14 protein-coding genes are annotated in these 15,599 nt (G+C 35.7%); 8 read left to right on the forward strand and 6 right to left on the reverse strand.

From position 1 onward, the window contains the following. Positions 1 to 44 precede the first annotated feature (44 nt). A complete protein-coding gene (locus IEW45_RS03155; RefSeq protein WP_188619790.1) occupies positions 45 to 1,019 on the forward strand; it encodes a Gfo/Idh/MocA family protein in 975 nt (324 codons plus the stop codon). A 10-nt stretch (positions 1,020 to 1,029) separates the two neighbouring features. Here IEW45_RS03155 and IEW45_RS03160 read toward each other — a convergent pair whose 3' ends face one another. After that, positions 1,030 to 2,031: a GntR family transcriptional regulator gene (locus IEW45_RS03160; RefSeq protein ID WP_188619791.1), complete on the reverse strand. Its 1,002-nt coding sequence runs from the start codon at positions 2,029 to 2,031 to the stop codon at positions 1,030 to 1,032. 101 nt (positions 2,032 to 2,132) lie between these two features. Here IEW45_RS03160 and IEW45_RS03165 point away from each other — a divergent pair, with 101 nt between their 5' ends. From IEW45_RS03165 to IEW45_RS03175, 3 genes are read left to right on the forward strand one after another with little or no spacing between them, the layout of a single operon-like run. Next, positions 2,133 to 3,173 (forward strand): aldose epimerase family protein, encoded by a 1,041-nt coding sequence (locus IEW45_RS03165; protein WP_188619792.1) that lies wholly within the window; start codon positions 2,133 to 2,135, stop codon positions 3,171 to 3,173. Between the two features lie 6 nt (positions 3,174 to 3,179). Continuing rightward, complete coding sequence (galK, locus tag IEW45_RS03170; protein ID WP_188619793.1) at positions 3,180 to 4,352, forward strand: galactokinase; 1,173 nt, start codon at positions 3,180 to 3,182, stop codon at positions 4,350 to 4,352. Position 4,353: 1 nt separating this feature from the next. Continuing rightward, positions 4,354 to 5,403 (forward strand): UDP-glucose--hexose-1-phosphate uridylyltransferase, encoded by a 1,050-nt coding sequence (locus IEW45_RS03175; RefSeq protein ID WP_188619794.1) that lies wholly within the window; start codon positions 4,354 to 4,356, stop codon positions 5,401 to 5,403. A 65-nt stretch (positions 5,404 to 5,468) separates the two neighbouring features. Here the strand turns inward: IEW45_RS03175 and IEW45_RS03180 are convergent, their stop codons facing one another. Beyond that, a complete protein-coding gene (locus tag IEW45_RS03180) occupies positions 5,469 to 5,783 on the reverse strand; it encodes an HPF/RaiA family ribosome-associated protein (protein WP_188619795.1) in 315 nt (104 codons plus the stop codon). A 214-nt stretch (positions 5,784 to 5,997) separates the two neighbouring features. On the opposite strand from IEW45_RS03180, the gene IEW45_RS03185 reads away from it, so the two are divergent. The 3 genes from IEW45_RS03185 (at position 5,998) to IEW45_RS03195 (ending at position 8,984) form a co-directional block, all read left to right on the forward strand. Next, entirely contained in the window at positions 5,998 to 7,095 is a 1,098-nt protein-coding gene (locus tag IEW45_RS03185; RefSeq protein WP_188619796.1) for a mechanosensitive ion channel family protein, read from the forward strand. A gap of 85 nt (positions 7,096 to 7,180) precedes the next feature. Further along, a complete protein-coding gene (locus IEW45_RS03190) occupies positions 7,181 to 8,215 on the forward strand; it encodes an AI-2E family transporter (protein ID WP_188619797.1) in 1,035 nt (344 codons plus the stop codon). A 52-nt stretch (positions 8,216 to 8,267) separates the two neighbouring features. After that, positions 8,268 to 8,984, forward strand: coding sequence for a porin family protein (locus IEW45_RS03195; protein WP_188619798.1), 717 nt, complete (start codon positions 8,268 to 8,270; stop codon positions 8,982 to 8,984). A gap of 1 nt (position 8,985) precedes the next feature. Here the strand turns inward: IEW45_RS03195 and IEW45_RS03200 are convergent, their stop codons facing one another. The 3 genes from IEW45_RS03200 to asnS form a co-directional block, all read right to left on the reverse strand. Then, entirely contained in the window at positions 8,986 to 9,603 is a 618-nt protein-coding gene (locus IEW45_RS03200; protein ID WP_188619799.1) for a hypothetical protein, read from the reverse strand. 1 nt (position 9,604) lies between these two features. After that, on the reverse strand, positions 9,605 to 11,071 hold the full coding sequence (gene rpoN, locus IEW45_RS03205) for an RNA polymerase factor sigma-54 (protein WP_188619800.1): 1,467 nt from the start codon (positions 11,069 to 11,071) through the stop codon (positions 9,605 to 9,607). A gap of 123 nt (positions 11,072 to 11,194) precedes the next feature. Then, positions 11,195 to 12,628, reverse strand: coding sequence for an asparagine--tRNA ligase (gene asnS, locus IEW45_RS03210; protein ID WP_188619801.1), 1,434 nt, complete (start codon positions 12,626 to 12,628; stop codon positions 11,195 to 11,197). 136 nt (positions 12,629 to 12,764) lie between these two features. Here asnS and IEW45_RS03215 point away from each other — a divergent pair, with 136 nt between their 5' ends. After that, complete coding sequence (locus IEW45_RS03215; protein WP_188619802.1) at positions 12,765 to 13,091, forward strand: DMT family transporter; 327 nt, start codon at positions 12,765 to 12,767, stop codon at positions 13,089 to 13,091. Here the strand turns inward: IEW45_RS03215 and IEW45_RS03220 are convergent. Then, positions 13,088 to 15,568, reverse strand: a complete 2,481-nt coding sequence (locus IEW45_RS03220) for a DUF5686 family protein (RefSeq protein ID WP_188619803.1) — start codon at positions 15,566 to 15,568, stop codon at positions 13,088 to 13,090. The two genes, IEW45_RS03215 and IEW45_RS03220, sit on opposite strands and share 4 nt — an antisense overlap. Positions 15,569 to 15,599 lie beyond the last annotated feature (31 nt).

Here is a 15,599-nt window from a genome sequence, read left to right on the forward strand (position 1 = left end):
TAAAAACTTTAATATTTTTATAGAGGTAAAATTTATTAATAGTGATGAGTAAAGACATAAATTGGGGAATAATAGGTTGCGGTAATGTAACAGAATTAAAAAGTGGACCTGCATATACTAAAACAGAAGGCTTTAAACTATATGCTGTAATGCGTCGTGACTTGGCAAAAGCAGAAGACTATGCTAAACGCCATAATGTTCCTGTTTTTTATAATGATGCAGACAAACTTATAAATGACCCGGATGTTGATGCAGTATATATTGCTACCCCGCCCGATACTCATAAATATTATGCGCTAAAAGTAGCAGAAGCAGGTAAGCCATGTTGTATAGAAAAACCAATGGCACCCAGTTATGAAGAATGTAAAGTTATTTGCGATGCCTTTGGTGAAAAACAAGTGCCCCTTTTTGTAGCCTATTACAGGCGTTCTTTGCCAAGATTTAAACAAGTAAGGGAATGGATAGACAATGGGGAGATAGGAAAACCACGACATATAAACTGGTTATTGACCAGAACGCCATCGCCTGCAGATAAATCAAAAGAATATAACTGGCGTACTGATGCGGCTATTGCGACAGCAGGCTATTTTGATGATTTAGCCAGTCATGGTATTGATTTATTTATACAAATGTTAGGTAAAGTTATCGAAGCTAAAGGTATTGCATTAAACCAACAGGGATTATATTCCGCTAAAGATGCTGTTACAGGTTGCTGGCTTCACAATACCCGAGTTACCGGTTCGGCAACATGGAACTTTGGTAGTAATTCCAGAGAGGATATAGTGGAGCTATATGGTAGCGATGGTAAAATAACATTTTCTGTTTTTGGAGAAGAACCTGTAGTGTTGGAAAATAACAATGATAAAAAAGAATTGTTTATAGAAAACCCTGAAAACATACAATTATATCATGTGCGTAATATGAGAGAGCACTTGTTGGGAAATAGTGTACACCCTTCTACAGGGGAAACAGGAGCGCATACCTCTTGGGTGTTAGATAAAATTGTAGGGAAGCTTTAGTATTGTAACTTTAAAGCGAGTTGCGTAGTAGTAATTGTGATTGATTTTCTATTGTTTCCCGTTTGTTGTTTAATACCATTTCGGCAAGTAGTTTACCCATATCCTTAAAGTCTGTAGATATAGTAGTTACACCGTTTTCTACAACTTTTTTTAGCGGAGTATCATTGTAAGAAATAATACCAAAATCAGTACCGGTTTGTAGCTCTTGCTTTTTAGCCTGTAGTATAATGTTTACCAAGTGCCTGTCATCAGGTACAATGTAAACCTCTCCTTTGTTTATTGTGTTCGTAGTGAACTCTGCTACTATATCATATTGAAAATTCTGCCGGATACAATATTGGGTAAAACCCTTTACCATGCCTTTTGGTTGTTTAAAATCATCAAACACTAAAATCAACTTTTTGTAGCGTAATAGTTTTTTATGCGCTTGGGTTAAACCATTAAAAATATCTTTCTCAAAATTTTGATGTACCGAAGGATAATTGTAAAGCTCTTTGTTAGTTTGATCTAAAATATATACATCCTTTTCAGGGAGTTGTTTTATGCTCTCGGCAGCTTCTTTAAGGTTGGTGGGCATAATAACATACTTAGAGTAATAGCCGTTATTTTCTTTAATCAGTTTTTTAAAAACATCAGGATTAAAATAATGAAAGAAAACATCAGCTTTAGCCTGATTGCCAATTGTGACCATAAATGAATTGTATAAATCTTCTTTAAAGGTGTTTAGTTCATCAAACAAAAGAAAAATGCGTTGTTCATGGCTTATAAACTCCTCACTCTTCACATAATACCCTTTTCCCTTTGCGGCATATATAATGCCTCTCTTTTTTAGTTTTTCATAGGCTAGGAGTACAGTATCACGCGAGAGTGAAAACTCAAGGGCTACTTTGTTTACGGAGGGTAATTTTTCGCCTCTTTTCAGTTTTTTATTAGCAATGGCATCAATTACGCCTTCTGTTATTTGCTGATATTTTGGTGTTCCTGACTTCGGGTTAATAGTAATAATTTTCATGGTCTCAAATACTGGTAGGGTAAAGATACTAAAACTGGTAGGTAGTAGTAGGTTTTTATAATAGTAAAAGTTTATATTTGGAGAGCTACTTATAGTAAAAAATGAAAACTAAAAAGCTGATTAACAAATATAAAAAATCACTTTTCGGGAATTTTCCCGGGGGGACTCCCATATATAGCTATACCATTAGCAATAAAAACGGTATGGCACTAACAGTAACCAATTATGGTGCTGCTATTACTTCGTTGGAAATTCCTTCCAAACAAAGAGAACTACTTGATGTTGTTTTAGGATTTAATGATGCTGAGAGTTACATAAAATCGTATGCTATTGCCGGAGCACCTTACTTTGGTGCTATAGTGGGGAGGTATGCAGGGCGTATTAAAAACGGAACATTTACCTTAAACGGTAAAACACATCAACTGACTAAGAACTTGAATGATGCTCACACACTGCATGGCGGCAGGAATGGGTTTAGTTCGGCTTTATGGCAGGCTTCTCACGATGAAAAAGCAAATACATTGCATTTTACATACACCGGTACTAACGGAGAGGAAGGCTTTCCCGGAGCGTTAAAAGTAAAAGCAACCTATACATTAAATAGTAAAAATGAGCTTATTATAAGCTATACAGCAGAGTCTACTGAGGATACTATTATTAATCTTACCAATCATAGTTATTTTAATTTAGATGGACATACTGCCGATGTACGGGATCAGTATTTAAAAATTAATGCTTCAGAGTTACTGGAGGTGGATAATGAGAATGTTCCTACAGGGGCATTTATAAATGTAGCCGAGAAAGATTTTGACTTCAACGAGTTTAAAAACTGCCCTGAGACTATAGATGATTCTTTTATCACTGCCGGAGATATTACTAAACTGGTAGCAACTTTAAAAAGTGAACAATCAGGTATAGCGATGGATGTTTATACCAATCAGCCTTCGGTACATGTATATGTGGGAGGTAGTTGCGGAGAGATAGCAGGCAAAGAAAAAGCTGTTTACCACAACCATAGCGGTATTTGTTTTGAAACACAAAACTATCCTGATGCACCCAATCAGCCACATTTTCCCAGTGCTGTTTTAAAAAAGGGAGAAGTATATCAAAAACAAACAATTTTTAAGTTTAAGCACTTATAACAACCAATGAGCAAAGAGACACTAATACAACAAACACAAGGTTTTTTTCAGGAGCGTTTTAAAACGGAACCACAGCATGTTTTCCTCTCTCCGGGAAGAATAAATATAATAGGGGAGCATGTAGACTATAATGATGGCTTTGTATTACCTGCTGCAATAGATAAATATGTTTGTCTTACCATATCATCCACAGATGATACTACCTGTACCATAGTAGCTAAAGATATTGAAGAAGAGTATACTTTTAACCTACAATATAGTTTACATCCGGTAGACCAAATGTGGGTTAATTACCTGCTTGGGGTTTTAAGTCAGTTAAAAGATAAAGGCTTTAATCTTAAAGGTTTTAACCTGGCTTTTAGCAGCACAGTGCCTATGGGTGCAGGGCTTTCTTCTTCCGCAGCATTAGAGTGTGGTGTTGCTTTTGCCATGAATGAAATGTTCAGCTTAGAGTTAACAAAACAAGATATAGCCTTAATAGGGCAAAAAGCAGAACATACTTACGTAGGAGTTAAGTGTGGTATTATGGATCAGTTTGCAAGTGTTTTCGGTAAAGAAAATAAAGTTATAAAACTGGATTGTAATACACTGGAGTATGAATATCATAATGCTGATTTTAAAGACTATTCTTTACTACTGTTAGATAGTAATGTAAAGCATACCCACCTAACATCTGGCTATAACACCCGAAGAGAAGAAGTAGAAAAGGGGATAGCAATATTAAAAAGTCATTTCCCTGAAGTAAAAAACTTCCGAGATTATACAGAAGAACAAGTAGAATCGGTTAAAGAAGAACTGGGTGATACGGTGTATAGACGTTGCCTTTTTGTAGTGAAAGAAATACAACGTGTGCAAGATGCAGTAAAAGCAATGGATGCTTCCGATTTTAAAACGCTTGGAACATTAATGTTTGAAACGCATAACGGACTATCTGAAAACTATGAAGTGAGCTGTGAGGAACTTGACTTTTTAGTTGATACAGTACGTAATAATGATGCTGTTATTGGCTCCCGAATGATGGGAGGCGGTTTTGGTGGCTGTACTATTAACTTAGTTAAAAAAGGTAGTGAAGATGAGGTTATAGCGCAAGTGAGTAAGGCATACAAAGAGAAATTTACTATTGAATTAACAGCATATAAAGTAGCAGTTTCGGAAGGAACACATACTTACAAAAAATAAAATGGAAAAATTCGACAATAACGAACATCCGCACCGCAGGTATAATCCATTAACAGGAGACTGGATTTTAGTTTCGCCACATCGTGCCAAACGTCCTTGGCAGGGGCAGGAGGAAAAACCTGTAGCCGGAACTTTACCAATGTATGATGAAAAGTGTTACTTATGTCCCGGTAACGAGCGTTCGGGAGGGGTACATAATGAGCAGTATACGGGTGTTTATGTTTTTGATAATGATTTTCCTGCACTGCTACAGGATGAAGTAGCTGTTGAAGAGGAAAGTAATGCTTTATTTCAATTAAAACCTGAAAGGGGTATTAACAGGGTAGTCTGTTTTTCACCACGTCATGACCTTACTCTGGCAGAAATGGAAGTGCCTGCAATAGTAGAAGTAATAAAAGCATGGAAATTTCACTATAATGATTTAGGCGGTAGAGATTTTATTAATCACGTTCAGATTTTTGAAAATAAAGGAAGTGTAATGGGGTGTAGTAACCCACACCCGCATGGGCAAATATGGTCGCAATCATCATTACCTACTTTAGTGCAAAAAACTCAGGATAATTTGCTAAAGTATTATCAGGAAAAAGGGAATAGTCTTTTAGCAGATTATTTAGAAGAAGAACTTAAAAAAGAAGAGCGCATAATAGCAGTTAACGATAGTTTTGTGGCAGTTGTACCATTTTGGGCAACATGGCCTTACGAAACAATGATAATAAGCCGGAGGCATTTTGGCAGGATTACGGATATGACAGCCCAGGAAACAGAAGACTATGCCGCAATGCTAAAAACAGTAGCGGTAAAGTATGATAACTTGTTTAAAACATCGTTCCCTTATTCATCAGGAATACACCAGGCACCTACTGATGGGGAAGACCATGCTGAATGGCATTTCCATATGCATTTTTATCCGCCGTTGCTTCGTTCGGCTACTGTAAAGAAATTTATGGTAGGTTATGAAATGATGGCAGAGGCACAACGTGATATTTCACCCGAAAAGAGTGCTGAAATATTAAGAGCGCTGCCAACTACCCATTATAAATTCAGTAATTAATATGCTGAAATGAAAAAGCTCCTGAAAATATCAGGAGCTTTTTTTATGAAAAAAATCGTTTTTATTTAGTGAGCGTTCAGTTTCCCGAATGTGTGTTCTAATGCATGTTTAATTCTGTCTGTAGCACCCGAAACAGCTTTTTCAATAGTATCGGCATGGTGTTCAACAGCTATAGGTTTTAACCCTGCAACACGGGCTTCAATCAGGCAACGCTTATCTCTTTCGCCTCCTTTGTGACTATTTTCATCTCCAAGGTGTACTTCCAGTCTTGTAATTCTGTCTTCATACTTCTTTAAAGTATTTTGCAATATATCAGTGAAGTATCCCTCTAATCTTTCGTGTCCTTCAATGTTGTTATCGGTATTAATCTTTACTAACATAGTTTTTGTGTTTTAGTTATATATAACAAATATAATAACAAAACTATAAGAGTCTTATGATATTTATCATAGTTAACTAAAGATTAAGTCTTTCTGTTAAAGTAATAGGTTTTTGTGTAACTACATCGTTTTATGTTAAGGTAATCTTTAATCAGTTCAATCACACAATTCGTTTTTTTAATTTTATGCCTCTTAACTTAAAAATCAGCAAACTATGAATTTCAGTAATCTTGATACTACACTTGTAAAATATATAATATTTAGTATTGTAGGACTCGGGGTTAGTTTTGCTGTTATTTTTTATGTGTTAAAGAAAGTAGGTAAAAATCCAAGAAATATATTGCCTGTAAACTTTGCGCATCGAATTAAAATACCACTTATACTTTTTATAACGGCACTGGTATTACGCATTGGTGTTTCAAGCGATGTTTTTGATGAATCGTACGCCTCTATAATAGGACATATAGGTACTATTTTAATAATTATAAGTTCAACCTGGTTTATTATTATAGGTATACGAATATTAAAAAGAACCCTGATTAAAAGGTATGATATTAATGCATCTGATAATCTTAATGCGCGAAAAGTATATACTCAGTTTAATATACTGGAAAAAGTAGCTGTTTTTATAATAGTAATATTAGCTATAGGTGCAGGGCTAATGAGTTTTGACAGTATACGCTCTATAGGTGCCAGTGTACTGGCATCGGCGGGTATTGCCGGTATAATAATAGGTTTTTCAGCACAAAAAGCACTGGGTACGCTATTAGCAGGAATACAAATAGCTATAACGCAACCCATACGATTGGATGATGTAGTAATTGTAGAGGGAGAGTGGGGGCGTATTGAAGAAATTACGCTTACCTATGTAGTGGTAAATATTTGGGATAAAAGGAGACTGGTAGTGCCTACTACCTATTTTATAGAAACACCTTTCCAGAACTGGACACGAAGCACATCGGAAATTTTAGGTACGGTTTTTATTTATACTGATTTTCACGTTCCTGTAGATGAGATAAGAAAGGAGTTAACTCGTTTACTTGAAAGTACTGATCTGTGGGATGGTAAGGTAAATGTAGTTCAGGTTACCGATGCGAAAGCTGATGTTATGGAGGTAAGAGCTTTAATGAGTGCTAAAGATTCCGGTATAGCGTGGGATTTAAGAGTATATGTAAGGGAGAAGTTAATCACCTTTTTACAGGAAAATTATCCTGATAGTTTACCAAGAACAAGAGTGTCTTTTGTAGATAAAAATACCAGTGAGAAGATTGATAATGATAGCAGCCCTGGAAATATTCCTGATGCAAAGTAGAAGTGCTAAATATTAAAGTTAATACAAAACAACCAGACTTTTCTTTACTTTTAAGTATCTTTAAAAGTAATTTATAATCAATACAATGGCATCCGGTAAAAAAATACTTTTTAATGGTACAGTAGCTATAGTGGGTATATACTTTTTTTGTTTATGCATTATAGAAAGTAAACCTTTTTTAGCTCCTTTTTTAACAGCTATAGTGCTTTCCCTTTTAATGCTTCCTGTTTCAAACAAACTTGAAAAATGGGGTGTAGGTCGGGTGTATGCATCGCTTATTAATACTATTTTACTGTTTTTATTAAGTTTAGGTTTTGCAGCATTAATATCATTACAGCTAACTGAATTTATAGGAGACTGGCATAAAGCCAAGCAGCAAATAATGCCTAAAATAGAGCAGGTGGAAGAAATGTTATATACCACGACTCCCATAGAAAAAGAAGATGTAAAGTTAAAAGACAGCATGTCCTCAAGTAAAATGGGACAGGCTGCATTAAGTTTTGTAAATAGCTTTTACTCTTTTGCGGGAGACTATTTGCTTACATTTATATATATCTTCTTCCTACTCAATTACAGGCGTAAATTCAGGAGGTTTTTTATAAAGTTATTTCCTGATGACAGTAAAGAGGAGGTATCTAAAGTATTGAGTGAAACTGCTAATATCACACAAGGTTATTTGTTTGGTAAGTTTTTGCTTATGCTTTTCTTAGCTATAATCTACGCCATAGGTATGGGAGTTTCGGGAGTTGAAAACTTTATAGTAATAAGCGTAATAGCCGCACTTTTAACAATAATACCTTATATAGGCAATATTATAGGTTTTATAATAGCGATAGGTTTAGGGTATATAACCACTGGCGACACAACAGCTTTAATAGGTATAGTAGCAACATTTACGGTAGGACAGTTTGTAGAGTCTTATATTTTGGAGCCTTATGTGGTGGGAGATAAAGTAAATTTAGATCCTTTAATTACAATACTTGTAGTTGTAATTGGCAGTATTATGTGGGGCGTTATGGGTATGATACTTTCTGTACCGTTATTGGGTATAGCAAACGCTATTTTTAGCCATGTAAAACCGTTAAAACCTTTCAATTATTTGTTGAGTAAGGACGAATAAAAGCTATTATACAATAACTATTTTGCATATTTGTATTCTCAATTATAAAGTTATGCGCCTTTTCTTTCTGCTTTTAGCTTATTGTACAGTATATACTTGTGTTGCACAAACCGAGGGCTTAGAAATTACTCAAGAACAAGATACTACTTTAGTAGCAGACCCTAAATATAGGGAAGATCAGTTTTATGCATCAATATCCTATATATTAATGCAGGGTAAACCTGATTATTATTCTCAAAATTCATTTTCAACAGGGCTCGGTTTGGGATTTTTAAGGGATATGCCTGTTAATAAAGACAGAACGTATGCTATAGCTGCTGGTTTGGGATATTCGTATAGTAACATAAAGCATAACTTTAGGGTGAATGAAACAGCAGGAGATTATTTTTATGATATTGCTGATGGTAATGAATTTGATAAAAATAAACTGGTACTTCATTATTTAGAGTTACCTATAGAACTACGCTGGAGAAACTCTAATGCTGTAAGCCATAAGTTTTGGCGAATATATGCAGGTTTTAAAGTAAGTTACCTTTTTGCAGACAAAGCCCAGTTTTACCCAAAAGGAAGCGGGAGCTATAAAATAAAAAACAATAGCGATTTAGAAGATTTTGTTTACGGAGCATACCTTTCCGTAGGCTGGAATACATGGAACTTTTATGCGTATTACGGGTTAACTCCTATTTTTAAAGATGGTGCAAAAATGGATTCCGGAGAAGATATTAACCTTAATGTTGTAAACTTTGGTTTGATGTTTTATATTCTGTAGTCTAGAATACAGGAATAAGCCATACAAACCATAACAGTATTTGCGGAATAACTCCCGCTAAAGCGCCTGATACTATACCTGAAAGTGAATGTTCATCATCTTGCAGTCTTGCAGAAGCAACCAAACCACAACAGAGTATAAGTAGTCCTATAAGTATTAAAAAGTTAGTATGGTAGTAAACAGCAATGCTTATAACAAACAAAGTTAAAGATGAAACCCCCATTACATGCAGGCTTATTTTTCGGTTAAATATTACAAGTGTAAGTGCTGTTAATATACTAATTGAAATGCCCAGAAAATAATAATACAACTCCGGTATTACCAGGTTGGCAAGACTGTGTTTTATTAAAGTAAAGAGCAAAATAGCATAGAACGCCAAGGGTAGCCTTCTTTCTCTTTTATTTATTAGCATTTTAGTGCGCACTATTCCTAATGAGCGAAATAAATAAAAAAGCGATATAGGTAATAATAGCGTGAGTATTAAAACCTCTATAAAAGCAAGATATACTTCGTGTTTGTGGAAATAATTAAGCGTTACAAAAAAATAAAATAACGTAGCGTATGTTGGTATAAGCAACGGGTTAAATAAGTAAGAGAAAAATAACAGAAACTTTTTCATACTATATTTTCTTCCGCATCCTTGCTACAGGTATATCCAGTTGCTCACGGTATTTAGCAATTGTTCTTCTTGCTATAGGGTACCCTTTATTTTTAAGTAGTTCAGCCAGTTTATCATCAGGTAAAGGCTTGCGTTTGTCTTCTTCGTCAATAACGTTTTGTAGTATTCTTTTAATTTCTATGGTAGAAACATCCTCTCCCTGGTCGTTTTTCATCGCTTCAGAGAAGAACTCTTTAATCAGTTTAGTGCCATAAGGAGTATCTACATACTTACTGTTTGCCACACGTGACACGGTTGAAATGTCAAGCCCTACTAGGTCAGCAATATCTTTAAGAATCATGGGTTTCAGCTTGGCTTCGTCGCCATCTAAAAAATATTCTTTTTGATAATGCATAATGGCATTCATAGTAACAAATAATGTTTCCTGTCGCTGGCGTATAGCATCAATAAACCACTTGGCAGAATCCAGTTTTTGTTTAATAAACTGCACTGCATCTTTTTGCTTTCCTGTTTTATCTCTGGAATCCTTATAGCTTTGCAGCATGTCTTTATAATCTTTAGAAACATGCAGCTCCGGAGCATTTCGCCCGTTAAGTGTAAGTTCCAGTTCACCATCTACAATTTTAATGGCAAAATCAGGAACTACGTGTTCTATAATTTTATTACTACTGTCATAAGAACCTCCCGGTTTCGGGTTAAGCCTTTCAATTTCATCAATAGCACCACGTAGCTGGTCTTCGCTAATGTCAAACTTCTGCATCAGCTTTTTGTAATGCTTTTTAGTAAAAGAATCAAACTGATTTTCCAGTATTGCTATAGCGAGGTCTATAGTTTCGGTAGGTGTTTTGTGTTTTAGTTGTAGTAATAAGCATTCTTGTAAGTCGCGGGCACCAACACCTGCCGGCTCCAATTGGTGGATAATATGCAGTATGTTTTCTACCGTTTTTTCATCGGTATAAATACCTTGTGTAAATGCCATATCATCTACAAGATCTGATATACTACGGCGAATGTACCCTGTATCATCAATACTGCCAATTAAAAACTCAGCAATATCCCTTTCATTCTCACTAAGTATAAAAGTGTTAAGTTGTTCAATTAAACTTTGGTGGAAACTTACATGCGCGGCAAAAGGCATTGTTTTTTCCTCATCGTCATCGCTGTAATTATTTGCCTGTAGCTTATAACTTGGTACATCGTCGTCGCTTAAGTACTCATCAATATTTATTTCGTCAGTTTCAATTCTGTCATTATCATCATAGTCGTCGTATTCTTCATACTCATCATTGCTGTACTCATCTTGTTCGTACTCGTCGTTTTTACCGGCTTCAAGTGCAGGGTTCTCTACCATTTCCTCTTTCAGGCGTTGCTCAAAAGCCTGAGTAGGAAGCTGTATTAACTTCATCAGCTGAATTTGCTGAGGAGATAATTTTTGAGATAGTTTTAATTGTAAATTCTGCTTAAGCATAAGTAAACACTGTGATTATTGTAGTATAAAAATACAAAAACAGGTATTACAACCCTATGCTTTTTAGATAAAATTATAAAGCTTGAGTGTAATACCTGTATTTACAGATATGTAAGATTATTTTTAGAAATCAGCGTTTTGCGGTGTTCTAGGAAAAGGTATTACATCACGAATGTTAGTCATACCAGTTACAAAAAGTACAAGACGCTCAAAACCAAGACCAAAGCCACTGTGTACTGCTGTACCAAAGCGGCGGGTATCAAGATACCACCATAGCTCTTTTTCATCGATGCCCAGTTCGTTAATTTTGTCCTGTAGTACCTCCAGTCTTTCCTCTCTTTGTGAACCGCCTACAATTTCTCCTATACCCGGGAAAAGAATATCCATGGCTCGAACGGTTTTACCGTCATCATTAAGCCTCATGTAGAATGCTTTAATATCGGCAGGGTAATCAAATAATATTACAGGTGAATTAAAGTGTTTTTCCACAAGGTAACGCTCATGCTCACTTTGCAGGTCGGCACCCCATTCATCTATAATGTATTTAAACTTCTTCTTTTTATTAGGCTTAGAGTTTTTAAGTATATCTATAGCCTCAGTGTAGCTTACACGCTTAAAGTTATTTTCCAGTACAAAACGCAGTTTTTCAAGCAATGTCATTTCACTACGTTCGGCAGCAGGTTTCTTTTTGTCCTCTTCTTGTAACCTTTGGTTTAGGAAGGTTAAATCTTCAGGACATTTTTCCATTGCATAGCGAATAACGTACTTTATAAAGTCTTCTGCTAAGTCCATGTTAGCATCAAGGTCGTTAAACGCAACCTCAGGTTCTATCATCCAGAATTCTGCTAAGTGACGTGACGTGTTAGAGTTTTCCGCACGGAAAGTAGGACCAAAGGTATATACCTGACCTAATGCCATAGCATACGTTTCAGCTTCAAGCTGTCCTGATACTGTAAGGTTTGTTTCTTTACCGAAGAAATCCTGTGTATAATCTACTTTACCTTCCTCGTTTACCGGAGGATTTTGTGCAGGTAATGCAGTAACACGGAACATTTCTCCTGCTCCTTCAGCGTCACTACCGGTAATAACAGGCGTGTTTACGTATACAAACCCTCTATCCTGAAAATAGTGGTGTACTGCGAATGACAGTACCGACCGTACTCTCATTATAGCACCAAATACATTAGTACGCACACGCAGGTGAGCATTCTCTCTTAAAAACTCAAGAGAGTGCTTTTTAGGCTGCATTGGGTAGTCCTCGGCATCAGAGTCGCCCAGTATTTCAATGTTCGTAACCTGTATTTCGTATTTCTGTCCCGAACCCTGGCTTTCTACAAGATTTCCTTGTATAGCAACTGCAGCTCCGGTTGTAATTCTTTTTAAAGTTTCTTCCGGTGTGTTTTCAAAGTCAATAACACACTGTATGTTATGTATTACCGAACCATCGTTCAGTGCTAAAAAGCGTTTGCTTCTAAAAGTTCTAACCCATCCCTTTACTGATACTTCATCCACTGGCTTAGTGCTATTCAGTAGGTCTTTAACTTTTGTATGTTTCATTTCCAATTTAATTACTTTTTTATATGATGAGCTAATAAATTGCTCAATGATAATGTAAATGCCTGCAAATGTACTAAAAACAACAAAAAACTTAAATTGAATTGCTTTAATATTTAGAAAACTTTACATTAACACCATGAACTGGATATTACTTGTTATAGCAGGACTGTTTGAAGTAGGGTTTGCTTCATGTCTTGGTAAAGCTAAAGAGACTACAGGCTTAGCTTCTACTTACTGGATGATAGGCTTTTTTGTTTGTCTTACTATTAGTATGTTTTTATTGTATAAAGCAACGCAAAATTTACCTATAGGTACTGCTTATGCCGTTTGGACGGGAGTTGGTGCAGCAGGTACTGTTTTGGTAGGGATTTTTGTTTTTAAAGAACCTTCTGATTTTTGGAGGTTGTTTTTCCTTACTACTTTAATAGCTTCTATTATAGGATTAAAGGTAGTATCACACTAAAGAAGTTTTAGCATAAATGATACTTTTATAGCTATATTCCTGTCAAAACGCGGCAGGTGGTAAGGACCATACCTGTAAAATGCTGAAAAGCCTAAGCCTTTAAATATTTGATTAAATTCGAAACCACTCTCGTAATACCCTTTTTCCAGTGTGTTATATGTAATGCCGTTGTGTTCTTGAGCGTCTTCCATATTACCCCATGCAAAGCGTGTTACAAATAAGGGTTCCAGCTTTAAAGCCCTGAATATTGTAAAACGGTTTAAACCGTATTTAACCTGACCTATTACATATTGACTGGAGTAAAATTCATTAAAATACATTGTTTCAAAACTGTTTTTACCCGCAAACGTTATTCTTTTTAAAATGCCGTTTTTATTCAGGTTGTTAGGCGATGTGTTGTAAAGATGGGTAAGAGGTGTATCGCCAACTGCTACTCCGGTTTGTAGCAGCATTTCTAACTTTTGTCCGTTTAAATATTTTTTTTGAAACTCAGTTCTGAAATCAAGTTTACCAAAATTAAGGTCGCTACCCATAATGCCGGGTAATGCCTGCATATATTGAAATGTAAATTGAGGGAAGCGCTCATCAGTTTCTATTCTGCCCGAAGGTGTTTGCATAAAATCACTAAAAGGATTCCATTGTAAAGCCAGTGTAGCTGTTGCCAGTTTAAATAGCGGATAAATTTTATCTCCCGGAGTAAAAATGTAATTGAATTTCGGGTTTATGCGGCTTCGGGCAATTTGTAAGTTTGCTTCGGTTTTAGGTATTGCTTTTGATTCGATGTGTATTTTCCACGTTTCGTGATTGTAAAAAGTAGAAACGTTAATAGGGCGGGGGTCATATAGCTTAAATACTTTTTTATCAGTAGCGAATGATGTGCTTGCAATTTCTTTTACATCATCCGTGTACGAAAAGCCTACCCATGAGCTGGAAAATTTATGCACCCTGACACTTCCGCCTATATTATACTTAAATATACCGTCTTTAGTACCATAGGCATTATAACCGCTTATCCTGAAATTATCGGCTAACTTGTTATTAGTAATTCCGCCTATTCCTAAACGAAACCCTTCGTAGTTGTTATATTTAATAACTTCTCTTAGGTTAATGTCGAAAAAGCCGATAGGTATATACCCATTAATAATTTTTTTACCTAAAAATATTTTCTTTTCCAGCTTTTCTTTAGCCACTATACTGTCCAGTGCAATGTAGGTTTCCATGCTTCTGGAGTCGAGTGTGTCGCGTCTGTACTTATTCCAGTATTCTTCAGGTCGGTTTATCGCTTCATCCTTAATTTCTATAGCAATACCGCCATGTTTAATAGTTACGGGTGTATTGTATTCGTAATCAAAATTAACTGATTCGGAGAGCAGGTATACATAATCAGAAGCCTCTTTATCTCTGTCTTTACCACTGGCAGCATCAAACCGTATGGTTTCCCCTAAAATGGTAATATCATGTGAACTGTTCCCTTTGTTTATTTTAAGTTTTTTCCCTTCAGGAAACCATAAGTTGAGTTTTTTTTCATAGCGAAATAAATGTGTAGAAGTAACATCTAAAACACTTTTTGCCCTGAGTACTGCTTTAGCAACACCATAATTTTCGCGGTCTATATAAATAACCCCTTCCAGTTTTTTCTTTTTTCTTTCTCTTTTAGGTGAAAAGTATATCATGTAAGTATCTCTGCCTTCAACCGCAATAGTATCCAGTATTTTATACTGGTAGTTGCTAAGAGCGTCATCAGCCAGAGGGCCTGCGTATTTGGTTTCAACCAGTTCAATATTGTTTTGGTATATAGAATAGGATTGCAGGGTTAGGCCTATAATTTCGTATAGCGGTTGTTTAAAACCTGCCATACGTGTTGCCAGTATATTTTCTTTAAGTCCCTGTTCTTTATTGAATTTAAATTCAGATACTTTTTCTGTTTGGTATAGGTGCTGTTTTTCAACCAGTTTCTTGAATTTAAAATCAGTAGAATCAATTTTTTGAAAACGCCTCCCTATACGCTCATATACATAAATAGAGTCAAGCTTACCGGAAATAGAATCAGGGTTTGCAGTTACTAAAAGCCTGTTGTAGCTTTTATATTTAAAGCTGTTTAGCTTTTTCTGTGGGTCATTATCAGGTTTTTTATAAATTACCTTTCTTATAAGTATGTTTGCAGCATTATTGCGCTCAACAACAAGCTCTTTTAGTTCCTCGGCGTGTTCTTTAAGTAATATTGTATAGTTACTCTTGCCTCGGGTAGCTTTAACTTTTTGTTGCTTATAGCCGGTATAGCTTACTATAAACCATTTTTGCACTTCTGTAGAGAATTTACCGTCAATATCTGCTGCCAGTGTTTCTCCCTCGTCAGTAATAATAGTAGCATAGGGTAACGGGGTGTTACTTTTACGATCCTTTACAATTCCTGTTACTGTAAATTGTGCATGGCAGGTAAAACTTATAAAAAAGAGCAGTAGTGCAAGGTTTTTCATGTACCTTTTTTATACTAGGAACGACAGAAAG

It is taken from the genome of Flavobacterium suaedae (assembly GCF_014642915.1).
GTDB classification, from domain to species: Bacteria; Bacteroidota; Bacteroidia; order Flavobacteriales; family Flavobacteriaceae; genus Flavobacterium; species Flavobacterium suaedae.

What these genes read in the sequence shown, in the direction of transcription:
- IEW45_RS03155 (WP_188619790.1), top strand. Translation starts at nt 45, where the DNA reads ATGAGTAAAGACATAAATTGGGGAATAATAGGTTGCGGTAATGTAACA.
- IEW45_RS03160 (WP_188619791.1), bottom strand. Translation starts at nt 2,031, where the DNA reads ATGAAAATTATTACTATTAACCCGAAGTCAGGAACACCAAAATATCAG.
- IEW45_RS03165 (WP_188619792.1), top strand. Translation starts at nt 2,133, where the DNA reads ATGAAAACTAAAAAGCTGATTAACAAATATAAAAAATCACTTTTCGGG.
- galK (WP_188619793.1), top strand. Translation starts at nt 3,180, where the DNA reads ATGAGCAAAGAGACACTAATACAACAAACACAAGGTTTTTTTCAGGAG.
- IEW45_RS03175 (WP_188619794.1), top strand. Translation starts at nt 4,354, where the DNA reads ATGGAAAAATTCGACAATAACGAACATCCGCACCGCAGGTATAATCCA.
- IEW45_RS03180 (WP_188619795.1), bottom strand. Translation starts at nt 5,783, where the DNA reads ATGTTAGTAAAGATTAATACCGATAACAACATTGAAGGACACGAAAGA.
- IEW45_RS03185 (WP_188619796.1), top strand. Translation starts at nt 5,998, where the DNA reads ATGAATTTCAGTAATCTTGATACTACACTTGTAAAATATATAATATTT.
- IEW45_RS03190 (WP_188619797.1), top strand. Translation starts at nt 7,181, where the DNA reads ATGGCATCCGGTAAAAAAATACTTTTTAATGGTACAGTAGCTATAGTG.
- IEW45_RS03195 (WP_188619798.1), top strand. Translation starts at nt 8,268, where the DNA reads ATGCGCCTTTTCTTTCTGCTTTTAGCTTATTGTACAGTATATACTTGT.
- IEW45_RS03200 (WP_188619799.1), bottom strand. Translation starts at nt 9,603, where the DNA reads ATGAAAAAGTTTCTGTTATTTTTCTCTTACTTATTTAACCCGTTGCTT.
- rpoN (WP_188619800.1), bottom strand. Translation starts at nt 11,071, where the DNA reads ATGCTTAAGCAGAATTTACAATTAAAACTATCTCAAAAATTATCTCCT.
- asnS (WP_188619801.1), bottom strand. Translation starts at nt 12,628, where the DNA reads ATGAAACATACAAAAGTTAAAGACCTACTGAATAGCACTAAGCCAGTG.
- IEW45_RS03215 (WP_188619802.1), top strand. Translation starts at nt 12,765, where the DNA reads ATGAACTGGATATTACTTGTTATAGCAGGACTGTTTGAAGTAGGGTTT.
- IEW45_RS03220 (WP_188619803.1), bottom strand. Translation starts at nt 15,568, where the DNA reads ATGAAAAACCTTGCACTACTGCTCTTTTTTATAAGTTTTACCTGCCAT.